Origin of the sequence: Alloalcanivorax sp. C16-2, assembly GCF_046507615.1 — a bacterium.
GTDB lineage: Bacteria > Pseudomonadota > Gammaproteobacteria > Pseudomonadales > Alcanivoracaceae > Alloalcanivorax > Alloalcanivorax marinus_A.
This window is the reverse complement of sequence record NZ_JBKFTL010000001.1, coordinates 1,976,474-1,999,330: the sequence shown is the minus strand read 5'-3', so window position 1 is coordinate 1,999,330 and position 22,857 is coordinate 1,976,474. Positions and strand designations below refer to the sequence as shown.

Annotated in this window: 19 protein-coding genes; 11 read left to right on the top strand and 8 right to left on the bottom strand. The window is 67.9% G+C overall.

All coding sequences use genetic code 11. From position 1 onward, the window contains the following. Positions 1-55: 55 nt before the first annotated feature. On the bottom strand, positions 56-949 hold the full coding sequence (locus ACLD02_RS09205; RefSeq protein ID WP_410298532.1) for a class I SAM-dependent methyltransferase: 894 nt from the start codon (positions 947-949) through the stop codon (positions 56-58). Between the two features lie 150 nt (positions 950-1,099). On the opposite strand from ACLD02_RS09205, the gene htpX reads away from it, so the two are divergent. After that, a complete protein-coding gene (htpX, locus tag ACLD02_RS09200) occupies positions 1,100-1,996 on the top strand; it encodes a protease HtpX (protein WP_410298531.1) in 897 nt (298 codons plus the stop codon). Between the two features lie 104 nt (positions 1,997-2,100). Here the strand turns inward: htpX and ACLD02_RS09195 are convergent, their stop codons facing one another. Together ACLD02_RS09195 and ACLD02_RS09190 are read right to left on the bottom strand one after the other, a co-directional pair. Then, positions 2,101-2,847: a hypothetical protein gene (locus tag ACLD02_RS09195; protein WP_203101026.1), complete on the bottom strand. Its 747-nt coding sequence runs from the start codon at positions 2,845-2,847 to the stop codon at positions 2,101-2,103. Next, a complete protein-coding gene (locus tag ACLD02_RS09190) occupies positions 2,847-5,735 on the bottom strand; it encodes a DUF748 domain-containing protein (RefSeq protein WP_410298530.1) in 2,889 nt (962 codons plus the stop codon). The genes ACLD02_RS09195 and ACLD02_RS09190 overlap by 1 nt, the downstream gene beginning before the upstream one ends. Positions 5,736-5,915: 180 nt before the next feature. Here ACLD02_RS09190 and ACLD02_RS09185 point away from each other — a divergent pair, with 180 nt between their 5' ends. After that, the gene (locus tag ACLD02_RS09185) at positions 5,916-6,389 is read left to right on the top strand and encodes a hotdog fold domain-containing protein (RefSeq protein ID WP_203101022.1); all 474 of its coding nucleotides are present in this window, start codon (positions 5,916-5,918) and stop codon (positions 6,387-6,389) included. Here the strand turns inward: ACLD02_RS09185 and ACLD02_RS09180 are convergent. The 4 genes from ACLD02_RS09180 to ACLD02_RS09165 all read right to left on the bottom strand — a co-directional run bounded on the left by ACLD02_RS09180 (position 6,364) and on the right by ACLD02_RS09165 (position 10,199). Then, positions 6,364-7,029, bottom strand: a complete 666-nt coding sequence (locus ACLD02_RS09180; RefSeq protein ID WP_203101020.1) for an alpha/beta family hydrolase — start codon at positions 7,027-7,029, stop codon at positions 6,364-6,366. The genes ACLD02_RS09185 and ACLD02_RS09180 overlap by 26 nt on opposite strands. Positions 7,030-7,063: 34 nt before the next feature. Further along, a complete protein-coding gene (locus ACLD02_RS09175; RefSeq protein WP_203101017.1) occupies positions 7,064-8,110 on the bottom strand; it encodes a PA0069 family radical SAM protein in 1,047 nt (348 codons plus the stop codon). A 157-nt stretch (positions 8,111-8,267) separates the two neighbouring features. After that, positions 8,268-8,579: a DUF2288 domain-containing protein gene (locus ACLD02_RS09170; protein WP_203101015.1), complete on the bottom strand. Its 312-nt coding sequence runs from the start codon at positions 8,577-8,579 to the stop codon at positions 8,268-8,270. A 198-nt stretch (positions 8,580-8,777) separates the two neighbouring features. Next, positions 8,778-10,199: an alkaline phosphatase D family protein gene (locus ACLD02_RS09165; protein WP_238400816.1), complete on the bottom strand. Its 1,422-nt coding sequence runs from the start codon at positions 10,197-10,199 to the stop codon at positions 8,778-8,780. 182 nt (positions 10,200-10,381) lie between these two features. Here ACLD02_RS09165 and ACLD02_RS09160 point away from each other — a divergent pair, with 182 nt between their 5' ends. Continuing rightward, complete coding sequence (locus ACLD02_RS09160) at positions 10,382-13,084, top strand: 7TM diverse intracellular signaling domain-containing protein (RefSeq protein WP_410298529.1); 2,703 nt, start codon at positions 10,382-10,384, stop codon at positions 13,082-13,084. A gap of 116 nt (positions 13,085-13,200) precedes the next feature. After that, on the top strand, positions 13,201-15,225 hold the full coding sequence (gene metG, locus ACLD02_RS09155) for a methionine--tRNA ligase (RefSeq protein ID WP_410298528.1): 2,025 nt from the start codon (positions 13,201-13,203) through the stop codon (positions 15,223-15,225). Positions 15,226-15,493: 268 nt separating this feature from the next. On the opposite strand, the gene ACLD02_RS09150 is transcribed toward metG, so the two are convergent. After that, positions 15,494-15,952: a Spy/CpxP family protein refolding chaperone gene (locus ACLD02_RS09150; protein WP_238400814.1), complete on the bottom strand. Its 459-nt coding sequence runs from the start codon at positions 15,950-15,952 to the stop codon at positions 15,494-15,496. 228 nt (positions 15,953-16,180) lie between these two features. Between ACLD02_RS09150 and rsxA the strand changes: the two genes are divergently transcribed. From rsxA to ACLD02_RS09115, 7 genes are all read left to right on the top strand, one after another. Then, positions 16,181-16,765: an electron transport complex subunit RsxA gene (gene rsxA, locus ACLD02_RS09145; protein WP_194863958.1), complete on the top strand. Its 585-nt coding sequence runs from the start codon at positions 16,181-16,183 to the stop codon at positions 16,763-16,765. Continuing rightward, entirely contained in the window at positions 16,762-17,346 is a 585-nt protein-coding gene (rsxB, locus tag ACLD02_RS09140; RefSeq protein WP_203101006.1) for an electron transport complex subunit RsxB, read from the top strand. Before rsxA ends, rsxB begins: the two co-directional genes overlap by 4 nt. Further along, positions 17,346-19,799, top strand: coding sequence for an electron transport complex subunit RsxC (gene rsxC / locus ACLD02_RS09135; protein ID WP_410298527.1), 2,454 nt, complete (start codon positions 17,346-17,348; stop codon positions 19,797-19,799). The genes rsxB and rsxC overlap by 1 nt, the downstream gene beginning before the upstream one ends. After that, entirely contained in the window at positions 19,796-20,803 is a 1,008-nt protein-coding gene (gene rsxD / locus ACLD02_RS09130; RefSeq protein ID WP_410298526.1) for an electron transport complex subunit RsxD, read from the top strand. The genes rsxC and rsxD overlap by 4 nt, the downstream gene beginning before the upstream one ends. Further along, complete coding sequence (rsxG, locus tag ACLD02_RS09125) at positions 20,800-21,447, top strand: electron transport complex subunit RsxG (RefSeq protein ID WP_410298525.1); 648 nt, start codon at positions 20,800-20,802, stop codon at positions 21,445-21,447. The genes rsxD and rsxG overlap by 4 nt, the downstream gene beginning before the upstream one ends. After that, positions 21,440-22,150 (top strand): electron transport complex subunit E, encoded by a 711-nt coding sequence (locus tag ACLD02_RS09120; protein ID WP_203100998.1) that lies wholly within the window; start codon positions 21,440-21,442, stop codon positions 22,148-22,150. Before rsxG ends, ACLD02_RS09120 begins: the two co-directional genes overlap by 8 nt. 162 nt (positions 22,151-22,312) lie before the next feature. Then, positions 22,313-22,843 (top strand): glycine zipper 2TM domain-containing protein, encoded by a 531-nt coding sequence (locus ACLD02_RS09115; RefSeq protein ID WP_203100996.1) that lies wholly within the window; start codon positions 22,313-22,315, stop codon positions 22,841-22,843. Positions 22,844-22,857 lie beyond the last annotated feature (14 nt).

Sequence of the window (22,857 nt, the reverse complement as noted above, 5' to 3'; positions counted from 1 at the left end):
AAATCGATGCGGGCGGTTTCTATCCGGGACGCGGGCACGGCCTGCCGCTTGCAGTTCAGCGGCTACGCCGGTACCCGTAGGCCAGCGCCTTGAGCGCCGGCTCGGCGGCTTCGTCGAAGCCGGGGGCGCCGGGCAGCATGCCTTCCAGGGCGGCACCGGGCAGGTTGTCCGCCACCAGGGCCTCCAGCCACTCCCTGTCCAGCCAGGGCGCGTTCAGGCAGATCAGCAACTCCGCCTCCGGCGCCAGCAGCTTGGGCAGCCGCCGCAGCACCTTGGCGTAGTCCCGCTCCACCTGAAAGCTGCCTCTCTGGGCGCTGGGCGGGTCCGCCACGATCAGGTCATAGCGGCCCAGGCTGTGCAGTTTCTTCCAGCTGCGGAACACATTGTGCGGCAGGTAGTGCGCCTCGGCGTCGCCGAAGCCGTTGGCTTGCTGGTTAGCCTGGCCCAGGGCCAGGGCCGGCCGCGACAGATCGATGTTGACCACCCGCTCGGCGCCGCCGGCCAGGGCCGCCACGGAAAAGGCGCAGGTGAAGCTGAACAGATTCAGCACCCGCTTGCCCCGGGCGCGTTCGCGCAGCCAGGCACGGCCCGGGGCCATGTCGGCGAAGAAACCGAGATTCTGGCCGCGTTCGAAATCCAGCCGATAGCGCAGGCCGGCCTCCTCCGCCCAGGGCGTGGCGGGGAGCGCGCCGTGCGCCACCCGGGTTTGCGCCGGGCGGCAATGGCGGTGCTGGCATACCAGGGTGTCGCAACCGAGGGCCGGCAGCGCCTCGATCAGGCGCGCTTCCAGGGCGGCGCGCAGCGGCTCCGGATAATCGTCGAACAGGGTGGCCACCAGGATCGGGGCGAACCGGTCAAGGGTCAGCCCTTCCCAGCCCGGCACGGTCTTGCCACGGCCGTGAAAAAGACGGTGCCGGGCGTCGTCCGGGGGAACCAGAAACGGCGTCAATAGGTCTACATTCGGTGGGGTCATTGGGCGGATCAGGGACGGTTCAAAGGCGGCGAGTATCGCCGTCGCCGGGCTTGAACACAACCGCCGCGCCCCCATTGAGAAGCTGAATTTGAAGACCTTCGTTCGATTTGTGGGAGAACCTTCGGCATGATGCGCATCGCGCTGTTTTTGCTCACCAACCTGGCGGTCATCGTGGTCGCCAGCATCACTCTCAGTCTGCTGGGCGTGAATTCCTACCTGGCGCAAAGCGGCACCGGCCTGGATCTGGGAAATCTGCTGATCTTCAGCGCCGTGTTCGGCTTCGCCGGCTCGTTCGTGTCGCTGCTGATTTCCAAACCCATGGCGAAATGGTCGGCGCGGGTCCAGACCATCAAGCAGCCGTCCAACAGCACCGAGAAATGGCTGCTGGACACGGTCCGCGAGCTGTCCGACAAGGCCGGCATCAAGATGCCCGAGGTGGGCGTGTTCCCGGCCCAGCAATCCAACGCCTTCGCCACCGGCTGGAACAAGAACGACGCCCTGGTGGCGGTGTCCCAGGGCCTGCTGCAACGCTTCCGCCCGGAAGAAGTACGCGCCGTGCTGGCCCACGAGATCGGTCACGTGGCCAACGGCGACATGGTCACCCTGAGCCTGATCCAGGGGGTGGTGAACACCTTCGTGATCTTCGCCGCCCGGGTGGTGGGCTCGGTGGTGGACAGCTTCCTGCGCCGCGACGGCAATGGCGGCCTGGGCTTTGGCTATTACATCGTGGTGTTCATCGCCGAGATCATCTTCGGCATCGCCGCCAGCACCATCGTCATGTGGTTCTCCCGGCGCCGGGAATACCGCGCCGACGTGGCCGGCGCCCAGCTCGCCGACCGCCGCGACATGATCGGCGCCCTGCAGCGCCTCAGGGCGGAATCCGAGGTGCCCAACCAGATGCCGGATTCCCTGGTGGCGTTCGGCATCAACGGCGGCGTGCGCCATGGTCTGGCCGCCCTGTTCCGTTCCCACCCGCCGTTGGATGACCGCATCCAGGCGCTTAGCGAAAAACGGTACGGCTGAACGACGCTGCGCGCCCATCGCGGCTGAAGCCGCTCCTACGGCTCCTATTGCTGTAGGAGCGGCCGGGCGGCGTTCCGCTTCAGTCGCGATAACCGCGATGGGCGCTAATCGAGCTGGCGGATGTGATAATCCAGCCTGCCCTTGCGCAGGGCCTTGCCCAACTCCGGGTGGTCCTGTATCCGGCGGCGCAGATGAACGCTGCGCGCCGGCTCCCGGGTGAAGGCGATCACCGCGTTGTGGCAATCCGCGCAGGAGAGCCGGAAACGGCTGCCCCAGGGCGCCATGGTGGCGGCGTCGGCGGCGTGGCTGACGCGGTACTCGGTGTAATCACCGAAGTTCATCACCAGGGTGCCATGGTCACTGACGTGACGTTCCAGCATGGCCAGCCAGTCCCGATCCGCCGGCACCGCCCGGCTCACCGCTTCGTTGTCCGGCGCGAACAGGTCCTCGATGATCAGATCGAAGGGTTCGCCGTCGTAGGCCTTGAGCCAGGCCACCGCGTCGCCGAGCACGGTCCGCTCGCCGGGCTGGACCACCGAGAACACCTCCCGGGCCACCGCCAGATGGTGGGCGTCCAGTTCCACCGCCACCAGCCGCTCCGGCGCCAGCAGCGCGCGCAGCGGCGGCACCAGGGAACCGCCACCCAGGCCCAGGATTAATACCCGCCGCAGACGCGACGGGTCGCCGAGCAACGCCGGCAGCCACAGCAGGTCCCAGACGCTGCCGGTGACCAGCCGCTTGGGGTGGAACTCGGAGTGCTGGACGCCGTTGGCGAACAACCTCATGCAGGCGCCCTGGCGGCGCACCTGATAAAGCACGCCATTTTCGCGCCGTTCCCAGATCACCGCCATCAGAGGCCCTCGGCGCCCAGGGCCACGCCGGCCCGGTCACCGTCCGGGCGCGACCGCGCCATGCGCACGCGCTCCGCGTCCACGCCCAGCTCGCCGGTGAGCAGGCGGCGCGCCCGCTCCGCCCGGGTCGCCGCCAGGTCGGCGAGGGCGTCGCCGTCCACCGCCTCGGCGGCCTGCTCCAGCAGACGCCGCCAGGCCTGGCGGGCGCGCTCGGTGTCATCGTCGCCGAGCCCGGCCGGGTCCGCGTCAAGCCGGTCCCGGTAGGCTTCCAGGATACGCTCACGGCCCTCCTGCCCGGTCAGCGCCGTGTCCAGGCCGCGCCAGTCACCGCCCATCTCGTCCACCAGCTCCGCCTCGCCAAGGGCCCGGCGGTCCTCGTCGTTGGTCTCGCCGGTGAGCACCAGGATCAGGTTGCCGCGTTGCTCAAGAATCCGGGCCAGGGTCTCCAGTGCCTGGCGCGTTTGCGCCCCGGGCCGGTCCTCGCCGGCGGCATAGGGCACGTATTCCAGATCACCGTCGCCGCCGCCGACCAGGCCGGCGAGCATGGAAAACGGCGCCGTGGCCGCCTTCACCAACACGTTGCGGAGAACCCGGAACACCAAGCCGCCGACACTGAAATCCGGGTCCGACAGATCCCCGGACAGGCTCACCGGCAAGCGGATCATGCCGGAACCGTCGCGCAACACCGACAGCCCCAGCTTCACCGGCACGTCCATGGCCTGATCGCTGGCTACCCGCTCGCCCAGGTAAAAGTCATCGGCGGCCACCTCGGTGGTGCTGTCCAGGCGCTCGCCCTTGAGGCTCACCCGGGACTGCACGTCCAGGCGCCCACGATCAACGCCAAAGCCCAGGTAGCGGGCGGTGAACGGAGTCAGCGTCTGCATGCCGTAGCCCTTCAGGCTGCCATCCAGATCCAGGGTCACCGGGTTGGCGTCCACGGTGCCTTTCAGGGTCAGGGTGGCGGTACCATTGACCTCGCCCCGGGTCTCCAGCCCAGCGCGGCCGCCGGCGCTGTCGAAGCCATCCATGTGCCCCTGCCACTGCTCCACGGTGACCTGATATTCCGGCGACAGAGTCAGGTCCTGGTGCGCCAGCCGTGAATCCTTCACCGAAACCCGGCCCAGCCGTACCCGCCAGGCGGCGCCCTCCTCGGCGCCACCATCATCGCCGGCCAGGCGCGCGCCCAGGCTCCGGCCCTGGCCGTCAAGCACATGCAGGAAGTTCAGGCCGCGCGCGGCCAGGCCATCGATAGCCACTTGCTCGGTGCCGGTGTTCAGGTCCAGCCCGTCGGCGCTCAGGTTGGCCACCGACAGGAACCGCCGGCCGTTCTCGGACAGGGCGCCGTCCGCCACGCTGGCCCGGCCGGTGAGCCGCACCGTGGGCGTGTCGCCGCTCACCGCCAGGTTCAGATCGCCGCCGGCGCGGCCCTTATCCACGGTGATCGGCATCGCCGCCCGCACCCAGGGGGACAGGGTGGCCAGGGGCAGCCCCTCGACCTTGAGCCGCGCTTTCAGATCCAGGGGCGCCAGCCGGCCTTCTCCGGAATGGCTCAGGGTGCCGCTCTCCAGCACCTTGGTATCGCCCTGCCACTGCCAGCGCACCCCTTCCTGGTCGAGGCGGAAATCGCTCACGGTGAGGGCGCCGTCGGTGAGCGTCAGTTCCCGGGGCGTGGCCAGGGTGGTGTCGCGGAACACAGCGGCGGCGCCTTCCACGGCGAAGCGGTCCAGGCGGATGCGCCAGTCCCCCTCGCCCTGGCGTAACTCCTCGGCGGTATCCTCGGCGCGCTCGCGCACCTCCTCCTTGGCGCGCTCCGCCTGCTTGGGGTCCTCGGGCAGAAACAGGGTGGCCAGATCCAGGCCCTGGTCGGTGAGCACCGCCCGGGCGGCGGGCTCGCGCACCGTCACCTCGGGCACGGTGAGGGTGCGCCCGGCGGTGTCCAGGGCGACGCCGGTGACCGCCAGTTCCGGTACCACCAGGCTGTCCTCGTCGCCGTCCCGGGGGCGGATGCGCAGGCCGTCGAGGGTCAGTTCGCCGTTGTCCACGGTCAGGCCCTGGCCGGGTTCGGCGCTGAACCGGTAATCCGCGCCCAGACCGAGCACCCCGGCGGGTACCGCGAAGCGGAAATGGGGGGCCAGCAGTTGGCCAAAGGCGACCAGATCAACCTTGTCCATGCGCAGCCGGCCATCGACGCTGAACGGCGCGAAATGGAAGCGGCCATCCCAGTCCAGAGTGCCGCCGTCCGGGCCTTCCACGCGCAACTGATAGCGGTTGTCGTCCTCGCCGACCCCACGGGTGGTCAGATCGTCGATGGTGAAGGCCATGGGCAGGGCCAGGGTCACCGGCTCTTCTCCGGCGGCGTCGATCAGGTCCACGCCGCCGTTGCTCAAGCTCAGGTGGCTCACGGTGAAGGCCGGCGGGCCGGTTTCCTGATCTTGCTCCGGCGTTTGCTCGTCGTCGGCTTGCGGATCGTCCTGGCTCAGGCGGGCGATGATGTCATCCAGATTAAGGGTGCCGTCCGCCTCGCGACGCAGGCGCACGCGCAGACCATCCAGGTCCAGGTCACCGACCCAGGGACGCCAGTGGAACAGGGAGGCCCACAGCTCGCCGTTAACGTAGAGCCGGTCGAAACGGGCCAGGGTTCCGGTGTCCGGGTCCGCCACCGAGAAACCCTCGGCGGTAAGCGACAAAGTAAAGGGGTTGAGCGCCACCCGCTCCAGGGTCACGTCCCGGTCCAGCAGCCCGGTCAGGCGTTCGCGGGCCTGGTCCCGGACCCAGCCGGGCAACAGGAAAAACACCACCAGGGCGTAGAGCACGTACAGCGCCGCCAGGATCGCCAGGACGCGGGCGCCCCAGCCCCGCGAGCGCCACCACCGAGCCGGTGTCTGCATGGATCACCTTCCTTATTCGAAGAACGCCGTATCCTAACACCCAACTCACCGCCATGCCCCGGCCTGGTCGTCGCCAGACGGCCCGACATGGTCCCCGGCGCCCGCCCCGGGGTGCCTCGCCGGCCATTGCCCGTGTTCCAACGGCGACGACAATGGGCGCTTTCCGATCGGGAGGTTTCCATGAGCGACAATTACCTGCTCAAGCTCTATCAACGCACCGCCCGCCTGCCCAAGGGCAAGGTCCTGTTCTCGCGGTTGTTCGCCCGACAGGCGCCCTACTTTGGCACCGTGCGCCCCCTGGTGGAGGAACTGCGCCCCGACTACTGCCGGGTCACCTTCAAGAAACGCAAGGCGGTGCAGAACCACATCGGCACCGTGCACGTGATCGCCATCTGCAACGCCCTGGAAGCGGCCATGGGCGCCATGGCGGAGGCCTCCATTCCCAAGCACCTGCGCTGGATTCCCAAGGGCATGGACGTGCGCTACACCGCCAAGGCGGACAGCGACATCAGCGCCGTGGCGGAGGTGGAAGCCGGCGCCTGGGAGAACGGCCCGGACGTGCCGGTGGCGGTGACCGCCCGGCGCGCCGATGGCACCCCGGTGGTGGAAGGCACCATCCACCTCTGGGTCACCGAGAAGCCGGCCCGCTCATAAAGGCAGCGGCGCGGTCGGCGGCGGCGGCCAGGTTGGCGTCATGGTCGCCGCCGCTGCGTTTGCGCGGCTTGAGGTCGTGGTCGCCGTCGAACACCCAGTGCAGGGTCACCGCCGCCGCCGGTGCATAGCCCGCCACCTCCTCGCGCTTGCCGAACGGGTCCCGCTCCCCCTGGCAGATCAGCACCGGCCCGGCCAGGTCCGGGAAGTGATCCAGCCGGGTGCGCTCGGGCTTGCCCGGCGGATGGAACGGATAGCCAAACACCACCGCCCCGGCGGGCGCCACCGTGTCCCCGGGCGCCCTCGGCGCCGCCAGCAATTGCGTGGCCATGCGCCCGCCCATGGACTTGCCTCCCACCCAGAGCGAGCCGCTGGTGTCCGCCGCCACCGCCTCCAGCACCGCCCGGAAGCGAGCCAGCAGTTTCGGCGCCCGGTCCGGCGGCGCCTTCACGCCTTCCTCCCGGCGCCGTGCCATGTAGTCGAATTCAAAGCGCGCCACCGCCACGCCCCGCTCCGCCAACAACGTCGCCATGCGCGCCATGAACGGGCTGTCCATGGGCGCGCCGGCGCCGTGGGCCAGAACCAGGGTGGCCCGGATCGGGCCCTCGGGTCGATTCCACAGCGGCGTGGAAACATCGGTCATATCGGGGCTCTCCGGGGGTGGTGAATCGGGGCCGCTAACCGTCCCACAAATGCAGTTGCCCGGCCAGCCCCGGTGGCCGGAAAGCACCGGTGTCCAGGGTGAAGGCTTCCCGGGGCGCCAGACCGGCGCGCTGGCAGGCGGTGCGGAAACGCCGCGAAAGCAATTGCGCCCAGGGCCCCTGGCCCCGGTGGCGATGATGCCAGGCGCTGTCGTAGACGGCGCCGCCGTGCAGCTCCCGCACCGTGGCCATCACCTTGCCGGCCCGGTCCGGATAGTGGGTTTCCAGCCACTCCTCCCAGAGCCCGCCCAGTTCGTGGGGCAAACGCAGGATCACATAGCCGGCGCTGCGCGCGCCGGCGGCGGCCACCTGCTCGACGATGTCCTCCATTTCATGGTCGTTGATGAAGGGAATCAGCGGCGCCACCAGCACCGTCACCGGTACCCCGGCACGGGCCAGCTCACGGACCGCCCGCAGCCGCTCCCGGCCGCCGCTGGCGCGGGGCTCTAGCTGACCCTTGAGGCGGTTGTCCAGGGTGGTCACCGACACCGCCACCGAGGCGCGCCCCTCCCGGGCCATGGGGCCGATCAGATCCAGGTCGCGCAGCACCAGGGCGCTCTTGGTGATCAGGCTGAACGGGTGCCGGCATTCGCTGAGCACCTGCAGGATCTCCCGGGTGATGCGGCGCTCCCGCTCCACCGGCTGGTAGGGATCGGTGGCGGTGCCGATGACCAGGGGACGGCACTGGTAGCCGGGCTTGCGCAGGGTATCGCGCAGCACCTCGGCGGCGTTGTCCTTGCAGAAAATCTCGCTCTCGAAGTCCTGCCCCGGGGATAGATCCACATAGGCGTGATTGGGACGCGCGAAACAGTAGATGCAACCGTGCTCGCAGCCCCGGTAGGGGTTGAGGCTGGTGTCGAAATGCAGGTCCGGGCTCTGGTTGCGGGTGAGAATCGAGCGGGCGATCTCCCGATGATAGCGGGTGGGCCGCGCCGCCGCCGGTTCGTCATGCTCGCTGTGAGTCACCGCGAAGCGGCCGGGGCGCCGGTTCAGGGTGCCACGATTGGACGTGCTGGTGGCCATGGGAAAGCTCCGGAATACTGTTCTTATGGACAGTATATCCAGGGCGGACGGGACTGCAACGTGTTACCCCCCGGAGCGGTGGGGATCGCGACTGAAGTCGCTCCTACGGGGGCTCCCCTGTAGGAGCGACTTCAGTCGCGATTGGTCGGGGCGGTGCTCAGTGCGGGCGCACCGGCTGCACCAGCACCCAGGGCATCACCACCACGGTCCACAGTTCCTGGCCGGCCTCGAACCAGGCCCGCGCCTGTTCGTCCTGGACGCCGTCCACGCGCCCCTGGGCACGCCACTGCTGGAGCTGCCCGGCCCGGTCCTCGGCGAACGCCACCGCCACCTCGATCAGGTCCAGGTCGCCGGCCACGGCCACGGTCTGGCCCCGGGCAAAAAACGGCTGCAATTCCGCCCAATGGGCGCGGGCGGTTTCCTGGTTGAGCTTGGCTTTGAGGATGTCCGTGTCGCGGGTGTCGGCCATGGCGGGTCCTCCGGGGTTGGCGGGGGCGCCATTATGGGGACCAGGGCCGCAAAAAGAAACGCCCGCCTGGGGAGGGCGGGCGGGGCTGTACCGGGCCGAATGAACTTCCTTGTTCTTTCGCGTCCTTGCAAAACCACTATAAGAGCGGCGACGCCGGTTATCGATCAGACATTTGCTCTGATTCGTGTAGGAAATTCGCTATTCCCACTGTATGTTCGCGCCGACATCGGGGACCAGGTCGCCATCCCGGTCGAACAGCTCCAGCCGCGCGCCCCGCTCGTCCAGGCTGACCCGGGAGAAGGCGTCACGGCTGTACACCGGCCCCGGTACCCGCACCTTGCCCAGGGACGGCTTCCACAGGCCGCGCAGGCGGTGGTTATCGCGGATCATCGGCCGGTACCAGCGGAACGCCATCAACGCCGTGGGCCAGAACAGTCCGGAGCAGATCCAGGCGTGCAGCGGCGCCTTGCCGAAGCCGTCCAGGCGCGCGTACAGGGACGCGTGTACATCGCCGCTGAGCACCAGTAGCCGCCGCGCGCCACTGGCGCGGATGCCGTCCAGCAGCCGCTGGCGCTGGGCGCGGAAGCCCTCCCAACTGTCCTCGCCACGAAACGGCCAGCGCTGTTCGGGAAACAGCGGCACCGAGGAGACCAGGCATTTGACCCGGTCCGGGCTGTCGTTAAGCCAGGCCAGCACCGCCTCCTCCTGCTCCCGGGACATAATGTCGCGCTGCCAGGGCCAGCGGCTCAGGGCGCGCTCGGTGCGCAGATCCATCAGGAAGAAATCGGCACAGCCCCAACGGAAGCGATACCAGAGCCGCTCCGGATCCCGGTCCAGGCGGCTGCCCGCGGCGTTCAGGGGAACCGCCGGGGAATGGGAAGCCTGATAGATCTGGTAGGCCTTCATGGCCGCCGGGTACTTGCTGGTCCACAAATCCGGGTTGGCCCGCGCCGGCCAGTTGTTCTCGATCTCATGGTCGTCGAGGATCATATGGTGGTTGTGATTGGCCATCAGCCGGCGGATATTGGGCTGGCCGAAGCTCTGCCGATAGAGGTCGAAGTATTGCTGTTGGGAGGAGGCGGCGCCCAGCTTCCAGGTGGCGTCGGCGTAGACCTGGTCGCCGGCGTACATGACGAAGTCGGTATGCCGGTCGGCGGTCTGCCGGCCCATGACGTCGAAGATACGGTCGGCGCGATCGTCCTCCACCTCGTGATCGAGGCCGACGAAGCGATAGCAGCAGGAACCGAACAGGAAACTCACCGGCGCCCAGTCGTCCTCCGGCGCGGTGCGAAAGTGCCCGAGGGGCAGGCGGTGCCAGTCGAGCTGGGTGTCGACGGTGTCCGCCTTGTCCACATAGCCGGCCTGGTATTCATAGCGGGTGCCGGGACGAAGATCGCGCAGCACCACCACGCCGCTGCTGTCGAAATTACCGTTGATGCGGAAGTGCCGGGGCCCGCGCCAGTGCGGCTCGCCCACCGCCCGCCAGCGGATGCGGCCATGGGGCGCTTTGCGGCCGGCCGGCAGGGCGGCGGACGGCATCACGCCGAGGATGCGGATATGGGTGCGACCGGCGGTGCCGACGATCGGCCCCACCGCGAATGGTGCGACAGGTGTGGTCAAGGTTCCCTCCCCGGGCCATCGCTGATTGAGCCCCCGCATGCGCGCTGCTAGCATCCATAAAGGCCAACGACGGGATACCCTTTATTTTGATGCAGGACGCGGTTTCTTACCTTCTGCGGTTCGCCGTACTGACACTCCTGATCGGGCTCCTTCCCGCCCCCGCGTGGAGCCAGGAAAGCGCCGTGATCGACGGCCAGACCGACACTCTGCGACCTTACGCGGCCCTCGGTTATTTTTGTTCGCCCCCGGAACAGTCCCCCGCTCTGGAAGCCCTGAAAAGCGACCCGGACGCCTGGCCCTGGCGGCGCGCCACCGGCATGCCCAACCTGGGCTTCACCGCCGACCAGTGCTGGTTCCGCCTGCCGGTGCGCAACGCCTCCGACCAGCCGCTGCGGGAATGGCTGGTGGTGGAGTATGCCATGCTCGGCGAGCTGGACGTGCACGTGCTCGACGGCGACCGGGTGGTGGCCGACTACCGCAGCGGCATGGACCGCCCCTTCAACGTGCGCCCGGCACCGGAAGCGCTGCCGGCGTTTCCCCTGGACCTGCCCCCCGGCGCCGAGCGTACCGTGCTGATGAAGGTATCGTCGCCTCATAGCATTCAACTGCCCCTGCGGCTGATGAGCAAGTCCGCCTACGACCAGTCGCTGCTCAGCCACACCCTGGTCCAGGGCGTGTTCTTCGGCGGCATGCTGGTGATGATCCTCTATAACCTGTCGCTGTTCTTCTCGATCCGCGAACGGGCCTATCTGCTGTACGTGCTCTGGTCCCTGGCCATCACCCTGTTCATGGCGGTGCTGCACGGCTACGCGCAGAAGTACCTGTGGCCCGGTTCGGCGCTGCTCAGCCAGTACGTGCTGCACTACCTGCTGCCGGTGCTGGTGATCCTGCCGTCGCTGTTCACCCTGCATTTCCTTGATCTGCCGGCCCGGGCGCCGCCACTGGCGCGCCTGCTCAAGGGGCTGGTGACCACCGGCGTGGTGCTGCTGCTGGCGGCGCCGTTCGTGAGCCGCCAGTGGCTGATTCCGGTGGCCGTGCTGGCGGTGCTGGCGATGGACTTCAGCATCCTGCTGGCCGGGTTGCTGCGCAGCGCCGCCGGCGACCCGGACGCGCGTATCTTCACCCTGGCCTGGCTGTGCTTCATTGTCGGCGCGGCGGCCATGTCGCTAAACAAGTACGGCGTGCTGCCACGCACCGACCTCACCGAGAACCTGTTGCAAGTCGGCGTGTTCCTGGAGGTGATTCTGCTGTCGCTGGCCCTGGCGCGCCGTATCAACCGGCTCAAGGAGGCCCACGCGCTGTCGGTGCGCGACAAGGCCATCGCCGAGATGGACGCCTTCAAGGCCGGCGCCCGCAACCAGGCCAAGAGCGAGTTCCTGGCCACCATGAGCCACGAAATCCGCACGCCGATGAACGGTATCATCGGCATGACCGACCTGCTGCGGCGCACTGATTTGAGCGGCCAGCAGGCCCAGTACGTGGACACCATCCACCAGTCCACCCAGTCCCTGGTCACGGTGATCAACGACATTCTCGACTACTCACGCATCGAATCCGGCAAGCTAGAGCTGGAATACCAGGACGTGGATCTGGAGCAGTTGCTGGATGACTGCGTGCGGCTGTTCGCGGTGCGCGCCACGCAAAGCGGTGTGTCGCTGTATACCTACATCGATTCCCGGGTACCCCGGCGCATCCGCACCGACCCGATCCGGGTCAAGCAGATCCTCACCAACCTGCTTGGCAACGCCTACAAGTTCACCGAGCGGGGCCAGGTGGCACTGCACCTGGGCGTGCGCCAGCCACCGGACGAACAGGGCCATTGCGTGATCATGCTGGAGGTGGTGGACACCGGCATCGGCCTGGACGAGGCCCAGCAACAAAATCTGTTCCAGGTGTTCGGCCAGTCCAGCCGCGGCGGCCGCCACCGCCAGCAGGGCGCCGGCCTGGGCCTGACCATCTGCAAGCGGCTCACCGAACTGCTCGGCGGCGAGATCGGCGTGTCCAGTTCGCTGGGCCGGGGCGCCACCTTCTGGGTAACCCTGCCCACCGTGGCCCGGGAGCCGGCGCGACCGGAGAAGGCCCTCACCGGCCACCGCGTGCTGATGATCAACAACGATCCGTCCCTGGCCCTGAGCCTGTCGCAACTGATGACCCGCTGGGGCCTGACGGTGCAGGAATACGCCGATTGCGAGCAGGCCCTGGCCGGCCTGGACGCCGACGAAGCGTCGGCGGACCTGCTGCTCGCCTCGGAAGCCAACCTGGCCCGCCGCGAGGATCTCAAGGTGATCCGCGAGCGGCTCGGTAATCCACCGCTGCTGATCCTGCAGGCCACCGGCGCGGAGATCACCGGTGAGCTGCCCGGCGACCTGCTGCTGGTGGAAACGCCGGTGTCGTCCCGGGCCCTCAAGCACAGCCTGTGCACCCAATTGCGCGAGCGCGAGGAAGCGACCAACCCGGTGGTGGCGCCTCCCCCCCGTGGCCACCCGAGCCTGTCGCGGCTCAATGTGATGGTGGTGGAGGACAACGCCGTCAACCAGCTGGTGATCGACAGCATCCTGCGCTCGATCGGCATCCAAGCCACCCTGCTTACCGACGGTGGCCAGGCGGTACGGCGCATGGAATCCAGCCCGGGCAACTGGGACGTGATCTTCATGGACTGCGAAATGCCGGTGCTGGACGGCTACGCCGCCACCCGCGAGATCCGCCTGCTGGAAACCCGGCTGGACGTGGACCCGTGCTGGATCATCGCCCTTTCCGCCCACGCCACCGGTGACTACGTGCAAAAGGCCCGCGACGCCGGCGTGGACGATTACCTGAGCAAGCCGGTATCGCGCAACCAGGTGCTGGAGGCGCTGCAGCGCAACCGCGCCATGAGCGGCGGCTGACCCGCCCCAACACTCGGTAGGAGCGGCTTCAGCCACGATCCGGCCTGGCAGTTTCAACCGCGCGTCGGGGCCAGTATCATAGCGGGCCTGATTTCCCGTCGAAGACTGAAGGCCCCATGAGCGAACAACCCCGCAAGATCCTGGTCACCAGCGCCCTGCCCTACGCCAACGGCCCGATTCACCTGGGCCACCTGCTGGAATACATCCAGACCGACATCTGGGTCCGCTTCCAGAAGCTGCGCGGACAGCAATGCACCTATGTGTGCGCCGACGACGCCCACGGCACCGCCATCATGCTCAAGGCGGAGGAAAAGGGCATCAGCCCGGAGCAGCAGATCGCCGAGGTGAAGGCAAGCCACGAACGGGACTTCGCCGATTTCCAGATCCGTTTCGACAACTACTACAGCACCCACAGCCCGGAAAACCGGGCGTTCTCCGAGATGATCTTCCAGCGCAACAAGGACGCCGGCTACATCATTGAAAAGGAGATCACCCAGCTTTACGACCCGGAAAAGGGCATGTTCCTGTCCGACCGCTTCGTGCGCGGCACCTGCCCGAAATGCGGCGCCGAGGACCAGTACGGCGACAACTGCGAAGTGTGCGGCGCCACCTATTCACCGTCGGAGCTGATCGCCCCCTACTCCGCGGTGAGCGGCGCCACGCCGGTGGAAAAACAGACCACGCAGCTGTTCTTCGACCTGCCCCAGTTCGAGCCCATGCTGCGCGAATGGACCCGCTCCGGCTCGCTCCAGGAAGGGGTCGCCAACAAACTGCAGGAATGGATGGAAGACCTGCAGCCCTGGGACATCTCCCGGGAAGCGCCCTACTTCGGTTTCGAGATTCCCGGCTACCCGGGCAAGTACTTCTATGTCTGGCTGGACGCACCGATCGGCTACATGGCCAGCTTCAAGAACCTGTGCGACCGTGAAGGCTGGGACTTCGACGAATACTGGAAAGCGGATTCCAGCGCCGAGCTGTATCACTTCATCGGCAAGGACATCATCAACTTCCACGGCCTGTTCTGGCCGGCCATGCTGGAAGGCGCCGGGCTGCGCAAACCCACCGCCATCTACAGCCACGGCTTCGTCACCGTCAACGGCGCCAAGATGTCCAAGTCACGCGGCACCTTCATCATGGCGCGCACCTACCTGGACCATCTGGACCCGGAATATCTGCGTTATTACTTCGCCGCCAAGCTCAACAGCCGGGTCGATGACTTCGACCTCAACCTGGAAGACTTCGCCCAGCGGGTGAACACCGACCTGGTCGGCAAGGTGGTCAACATCGCCAGCCGCACCGGCAACTTCGTGAAGAAATTCGGCGGCACCCTCAGTGCCCACCCGGACAACCCGCTGCTGGTGCAGGAAGCGCAGCAAGCCGCCGCCCATATCGCGGCCTTCTACGAGCAGCGCGAGTTCGGCAAGGCGATGCGCGAGATCATGGCCCTGGCCGACCACGCCAACGGCTACATCGCCGACAAGGCCCCCTGGAGCCTGGCCAAGGAAGAAGGCAAGGACCGCGAGGTGCTGGAAATCTGCACCACCGCTCTGAACGTATTCCGCCTGTTGGCGCTCTACCTCAAGCCGGTGCTGCCGGGCCTGGCGGAACGGGCCGAGGCGTTCCTCAACATCGAGCCGTTGACCTGGCAGGACGCCGACAAGCTGCTGCTCGAGCACCCGATCAACAAGTTCAAGCCACTCATGGCGCGGGTCGACATGGGCCACATCGAGGCCATGCTGGCGGACTCCCGGGACACCAACCCGGCGGCCCCGGCCGACAACGGCGCCAACCAGGAAGAAGACACCGGGGACGACACCATCACCATCGACGACTTCCTCAAGGTCAAGCTGCGCGCCGCCCGCGTGGTCCAGGCCCAACACGTGGAAGGCGCCGACAAGCTGCTGCAACTGACCCTGGACGTGGGCGAGCTGGGCCAGCGCAATGTGTTCGCGGGCATCAAGGCCAAGTACGCGCCCGAGGAACTGGAAGGCAAGATGGTGGTGCTGGTCGCCAACCTGGCGCCGCGCAAGATGAAGTTCGGTCTCTCCGAAGGCATGGTGCTGGCCGCCGGCCCCGGCGGCGACGACATCTTCCTGCTGTCTCCCGACAGCGGCGCCGAACCGGGCATGGAAGTCCGCTAGCTCCTGCCGCGATATTCAACCTACGGAGCCGCGCGGGATGCTACCTCGTAGCGTCTCGTCGTGGTCCCCCTTCCGGGACCCTGTTTGACAGGATGTCAAACCGGGAGCCTACAGGGACGTACTCGCGGCGTTCCCGGAAGGGGGACCACGACGAGACGCGGCCCGGATGGAGAGTCCGGCTCCCCGACTGTCTGAAGCGCGCATAAAAAGCGACCATAAAAAAAGCGGCCCGGGGGCCGCTCCTTTGGTCAGCGTGTCAGCGTCGGGTTTATTTTTGCTGGCCCTGCTGCTGTTGCTGCATTTGCTGCTGCATCTGGCGCATCTGCTCACGCTGCTGGCGGGCGCGCTCTTCCAGGGTGGCACGCTGTTCCTCGGTGAGGGTGTCCTGGATGCGGGCCTGGAGCAGCACGGTCTCGGCGGCGATGTCGCCGGTCACGTCGCCCAGCTCTTCCGCCTGATCACGGATGTCGCCTTCGTCATAGCCGGGACCGATCTGTTCGCTCAGGGATTGCTGCAGTTCCTGGGCTTCCATGCGCTTGCTGTTGATCTTGCTCTCGGACTCCTGCATGAATTCACGCATCTCCGATTTCTGATCGTCGCTCAGCCCCACGATCTGGTCGAGCTGATCAACGCGATCCGCCTGGGACGGCGCCTGCTGGGCGTGGACCATGCCCCCCAGACCCAGTGCCATCAGCAGCGTGATGCTCAGTCGCTTAACGATCGTCATAGTGTTCTCCATTCAGTCTTTACAGGATCCGTGATCCGCGAGAGGACCACCCTACCGGATCAGGCAACGGTTCTTCACCCCCGTTCCCCGCGAATTGCCGACCCGGGCCGCTCCCGGAGTACCCACTCACCGGTGCGCCCCAGTCATGGCGCGGTGTCCCGGGGGTCACTCGGAAACGGAAAATTTTGCTAAACTCGCGCCCTCGGAAGCCCAAGAACGACGCCACCCATGACCGAATACCTGTTGATCCTGATCAGCGCGGTGCTGGTGAACAATTTCGTGCTGGTCCAGTTTCTGGGCCTGTGCCCCTTCATGGGCGTGTCCAACAAGGTGGAAACCGCCATGGGCATGTCCCTGGCCACCACCTTCGTGCTGACCCTGTCCTCGGTGCTGTCCTACCTGACCTGGGCCTACATCCTGGTGCCCTTCGACCTGGAATACTTGCGCACCATCAGCTTTATCCTGGTGATCGCGGTGGCGGTGCAGTTCACCGAGATGTTCGTCAAGAAAGCCAGCCCGCTGCTGTACCGGGTGCTGGGCGTGTTCCTGCCGCTGATCACCTCCAACTGCGCGGTGCTGGGCGTGGCGCTGCTCAACGTGCGCCAGGCCGACGCCACCTTCATGAGTTCGCTGACCTACGGGCTGGGCGCCGCCCTGGGCTTCTCCCTGGTGTTGGTGCTGTTCGCCGCCCTGCGCGAGCGCATCGCCGTGGCCGACGTGCCCGAGGCATTTCGCGGCCCGAGCATCGGCCTGATCACCGCCGGGCTTATGTCCCTGGCGTTCATGGGCTTTTCCGGGCTGATCAAGTTATGACCACGGTGCTGATCGCGATCGCCGCCCTGCTGGCCCTGGCCGCCGTATTCGGCGCCGCCCTGGGCTTCGCCTCGGAAAAGTTCAAGGTGGAAGGCGACCCGATCGTCGACCAGATCGACGCCCTGCTGCCACAGACCCAGTGCGGCCAGTGCGGCCACCCCGGCTGCCGCCCCTACGCCGAGGCCATCGCCGAGGGCGAGGAGCACAACCGCTGCCCGCCGGGCGGCGAGACCACCGTGGAGGCCCTCGCCGACCTTCTCGGCCGCGAGGTACTGCCCCTGGACGACGACGGCGCCGAGGACGCCGGCGAGGATCGGGTGGCCTTTATCCGCGAGGACGAATGCATCGGCTGCACCAAGTGCATCCAGGCCTGCCCGGTGGACGCCATCGTCGGCGCCGCCAAACAGATGCACACCGTGATCGCCGATGAATGCACCGGCTGCGACCTGTGCGTGGAGCCGTGCCCGGTGGACTGCATCGACATGCTGCCCCGGGCCACCACCCTGGCCACCTGGAGCTGGGATCGTCCCGCCGGCATCGGCCGGCGGCCGGAAGAGCGTATCGAGGTGGTCAACCTGTGATGTTCGGTCTGTTTGGTAAAGCGCGCCCACCCGCACCGGTATTCGACTTCCCCGGCGGCGTCCACCCACCGCAGCACAAGGGCCGTTCCAACGGCACCCCGATCCAGCCTGGCCCGCTGCCGGCGCAACTGGTGCTGCCGCTGAATATGCACCTGGGCGCGCCGGCCAAACCCTGCGTGGCGGAAGGCGACCGGGTGCTCAAGGGTGAAAAAATCGCCGAGCCGGTGGGCGCGGTGAGCGCCGCCCTGCACGCCCCTACCTCCGGCACCGTGGTGGCAATCGGCCCGCGCCCGATCCAACACCCCTCCGGCATGGACGCGCTCTGCATTGTCATGGAACCGGATGGCGAGGACCGCTGGATCGAACGCCGCCCGGTGGCGGACCCGGCGGCCCTGGGCCCGGACGGCCTGGTGGCGCTGCTGCGCGAGGCCGGCGTGGCCGGCCTGGGCGGCGCCGGCTTTCCCACCGCCGTGAAAGTGACCCTGGGCGACCAGCAGCGGGTGGAGCAACTGATCATCAACGCGGTGGAGTGCGAACCCTACATCACCGCCGATGACCGCCTGATGCGTGAACGGGCCGATGAGATCGCCGGCGGCATCCGCCTGCTGCAGTACCTGCTCAACCCCCAGCACACCCTGATCGGCATCGAGGACAACAAGCCCGAGGCCATCGCCGCCATGCGCGCCGCCTGCGCCGGCTCCGATATGGAAGTGCGGGTAGTGCCCACCAAGTACCCCTCCGGCGGCGAGAAACAACTGATCCAACTGCTCACCGGCAAGGAGGTGCCCAGCGGCGCGCTCCCCGCCCAATGCGGCGTGGTGTGCCAGAACGTGGGCACCGCCTGGGCGATCAAGCGGGCGGCCCACGACGGCGAGCCGCTGATCCGCCGCGTCACAACGGTGACCGGCGACGCCGTGGCCCGGCCCGGCAACTACGAAACCCTGCTCGGCACCCCGGTGCGCGACCTGCTGCGCCACGCCGGCGTGGACGGCGAACGCCTGGGCCGGCTGGTGATGGGCGGCCCGATGATGGGCTTCACCCTGCACGACCCGGCGGTGCCGGTGGTCAAGACCAGCAACTGCCTGATCGCCGCCACCCTGGAGGAGCTGCCCGAGCCACCGCCGGAGCAGGCCTGCATCCGCTGCGGCGCCTGCGCGGAAAGCTGCCCGGCCAGCCTGCTGCCCCAGCAGCTGTACTGGTACGCCAAGAGCGACGACTTCGAGCGCGCCCAACGGCACGACCTGATGGATTGCATCGAGTGCGGCGCCTGCGCCTATGTGTGCCCCAGCCACATCCCCCTGGTGCAGTACTACCGCTATGCCAAGGGCGAAATCCGCCACCAGGCCGCCGAACAGCTCAAGGCGGACCGCGCCCGGGAGCGCTTCGAAGCCCGCCAGGCACGCCTGGAGAAGGAACGGGAAGAGAAGGAAGCCCGCCGCCGGGCGCGCCTGGAGGCCAACCGCCAGAAGCAGGCCGCCGCCCCGGCCGGCGACGACCGCCGCCTGGCGGATCTCAAGAAAGCGGTGGGCAAGGCCTCCAGCGCCTACAAGGCGGCGGTAAAAGCCGCCAAGACCGCCGAGGCCCAGGAAACGGACAACGCCGCCGAGCTGCGCGCCCGGGCCGACCAGCTCAAGGCCGAGGCGGACCACCTCAAGGCGGAGCTGCGCGACGCCAAGGCCGGCGCCCCGGTACCGGCGCCCACGGATCTACTGGCCGACCTGAAGAAGGCCGTGGGCGAGGCCTCCGGTGCCTATAAGGCCGCGGTGAAGGCGGCCAAGGCCGCCGAGGCTGAGGGTACCGACAACGCCCACGATCTGCGCGCCAAGGCGGACACCCTCAAAGCGGAAGCGGACCGCCTAAAGGCGGAGCTGCGCGACGCCAAGGCGGCCAACCCCGGCGCGGTGGTGAAACTGGCGCCCACTGGCAAGGCACAGGACAACGCCCCGGCCACCGGGGACGCCACCACCTCGGCGCCGGAGGCGGACCCGGAGGCCGCCGCCAAACGCCAGAAACGCCTCAAGGCCCTGAAGACCGCCTACAACATGGCCCACAAACAGTACAAGGAAGCCCACGCCGCTCTGGAGCGGACCGAGCGCGACGCCGGCGACGACGACCGCGAGCGGCTGGACGCCCTGGCCGCCAAGGTGGACAAGCTCAAGGCCAAGGCCGACCACTGCCGCGACGCCCTCAACGCCCTGGTGGAGGAAGCCAAGGCGGACATCCGCGCCCACACCGGCAAGGACCTCAAGACCCTCAAGCTGGAAGCGGCCCGCGCCGAAACCGCGCTGCGCCAGAAAGCGGACGAACTGGCCCGGCTGCGCGACACCGCCGACGCCGACACCCTGGAAACCCTGGACGGCGAACTGCGCGCCCTGGACGAAGAAGCCCAGGTGGCCCGTCGCGCCCTGAAACAGGCGGTGCAGGAACAGGGGCTGGTGGAGGACGACCAATGAGCCTGATCAACGCCCCCTCCCCGCACACCCGGGAACGCACCGACACCGGCGCGGTGATGCGCCGGGTGATCCTGGCCACCCTGCCCGGTCTGGCGGTGCTGGTCTGGCAGTTCGGCGCCGGAGTGCTGTTCAACGTACTCTGGGCCGCCGCCGTGGCGCTGGCCGCCGAGGCCCTGTTCCTGCGTGCCCGGGGCAAGCCGGTGGGCTTCCATCTGCGTGACGGCAGCGCCCTGGTTACCGCCGTGCTACTGGGGCTGGCGCTGCCGCCCACGGCACCCTGGTGGCTGACGCTGATCGGCGTGGCCTTCGCCATCGTGGTGGCCAAGCAGCTCTATGGCGGGCTCGGCATGAACCCGTTCAACCCGGCCATGGTGGGCTATGTGCTGCTGCTGATTTCATTCCCGGTGGCCATGACCCAGTGGATCGCCCCGGGCCAGGCGCCGACCCTGGCGGACAGCCTCTCCCTGTTCCTCGGCCAGACACCGGCGGACGCCTTCAGCGGCGCCACCCCGCTGGACACCTTCCGCACCTGGGCCGGCGACGCCGGCGCCCTGGCGGAGCACGGCATCCTCCAGGGCGTGCTGGCCGGTCGCGGCTGGCAATGGGTGAACCTGGCGTTCCTGATCGGCGGTCTCTATCTGCTGGCGCGCCGGGTGATCGGCTGGCACATTCCGGTGGCGTTCCTGGCCGGCCTCGGCGTGCCGGCACTGATCGCCCACCAGATCGACGCGGCGCGGTTCGCCGGCCCCCTGTTCCACCTGTTTTCCGGCGGCGCCATGCTAGGTGCCTTCTTCATCGCCACCGACCCGGTGAGCGCCGCCACCAGCCGCCTGGGCCGCTTCGTCCAAGCCCTGCTGATCGGCGTGCTGATCTGGGTAATCCGCACCTTCGGCGGCTACCCGGACGCGGTGGCCTTCGCGGTGCTGCTGCTCAACCTGGCGGCGCCCTTCATCGATTACTACACCCGGCCACGGGCCTACGGGCACAAGGGAGCCCGCTCATGATCCGCCAGGCCGTGACCCGCAACGCCGTGATCCTGGGGCTGTTCGCCATCGGCACCGCCGCCGCCCTGGCGCTCACCAACCAGGCCACCCTGGCACGGGTGGAATGCAACCGCCAGGAGGCGCTGATCGGCTCCCTGGCCCAGGTGATGCCCGCCGACCACCACGACAACGTGCTGCTCGACGACCGGGTGGCGGCCCGCGACCCACTGCTCGGGCGCGGCGACAAGACCCTCTACCGGGCCCGCCGCGACGGCGCCCCCAGCGGCGCGGTGCTGGAAGCCACCGCCCCGGACGGCTACGGCGGCGCCATCAACCTGATCGTCGGCGTGGACATGGACGGTCGCATCCTGGGCGTGCGCGCGGTACCACCGCACAATGAAACCCCGGGCCTGGGCGACAAAATCGAACGCCGCAAGTCGGACTGGATACTGTCGTTCAACGGCACCTCCCTGGACAATCCGGACCAGGACGGCTGGGCGGTGAAAAAGGACGGCGGCCACTTCGACAGCTTCACCGGCGCCACCATCACGCCGCGCGCCGTGGTCGGCGCCGTGCACCGGGCGCTGCGCTATTTCCACACCCACCGCGACGAGCTGTTCGCCGCCCCCGCCCTGCCCCACGACACGGAGACCTGTGATGGCTGACGTGGACTACAAGAAAATCACCCGGGACGGCCTGTGGACCAACAACCCCGCCACCGTGCAGATTCTCGGTCTGTGCCCGCTGCTGGCGGTCACCGGCACCGTGGTCAATGCCCTGGGCCTGGGGCTGGCCACCCTGGTGGTGCTGATGGGCTCCAACGGCGCGGTGTCGATGATTCGCGGCTACGTCACCGACGCCGTGCGGCTGCCCGCCTTCGTGATGATCATCGCCGCCCTGGTGACCATCATCGAGATGCTGATGCGCGCCTTCACCTTCGAGCTTTACGAAATCCTCGGCATCTTCATCCCGCTGATCGTCACCAACTGCACCGTGCTGGGCCGCGCCGACGCCTTCGCCAGCAAGCACCCGGTGCTGCCCAGCCTGGTGGACGGCTTCATGATGGGCGCCGGCTTCCTGGTGATCCTGGTGATCCTGGGCGCCCTGCGCGAGGTGCTCGGCCAGGGCACCCTGTTCGACAACATGCAGCTTCTGTTCGGCCCCGCCGCCGCCGGCTGGCGCCTGGAGGTGGTGCCCGACTACCCCGGCTTCCTGCTTGCCGTGCTGCCGCCCGGGGCCTTCCTGGGCCTGGGCCTGATCATCGCCGGCAAGAACGTCATCGACCGCCGCCTCAAGGAAGCCCGCAAGGCCCGGCAAGCGGAGGCGCCTAAAGCCAGCCGCCGGGTACGCACCACCGGAAAGGTGTAGGTGAGCCTGTCGCCGGCCTTATCGCGACTGAAGTCGCTCCTACCACGACCGCGTTCCGCTTAAGCCGCGATGGCGCGCGCCTTTTTTAACGACCTTATACAACCTTCACGCCCGGTTTCGGTTAAAACATCCGCCAAGCCATGAAGAAAAAAGGAGGCTGCGATGAATACACCAGCAACCGTGGCACTGGCCGTGGTCGGAACCCTGGCGGTGGTCGGCGTCGGCTACGGCGGTTACCAGGCGATCAGCGGTGACGCTGATCGCTACGCGGAAGTGGTCAAGGTGGAACCGGCCACCAAGAGCTATCAGGAGCCGGAGCAACGCTGCCAGCAGGTCACGGTGCAGCGCCAGAAGCCGGTCAAGGATGAGCACCAGGTCGCCGGCAGCGTGATCGGCGCGGTGGTGGGCGGCGTCATCGGCCATCAGTTCGGCGGCGGCAGCGGCAAGGACGCGGCCACCGCGGCGGGCGCCATCGCCGGCGGCTACGCCGGCAACAAAACCCAGGAGCGGATGCAGCAAGGCAACACCTACACCACCACCGAGGAGCGCTGCGAGACGGTGATGAACACCCGCACCGAGAAAAACGGCTACAACGTCACCTATCGCCTGGACGGCCAGACCCATACCGTGCGCATGGACGACGAACCCGGCGACCGTCTGCCGGTGGAAAACGGCCAGGTGATCACCGACTGAACGACGCCCCACCC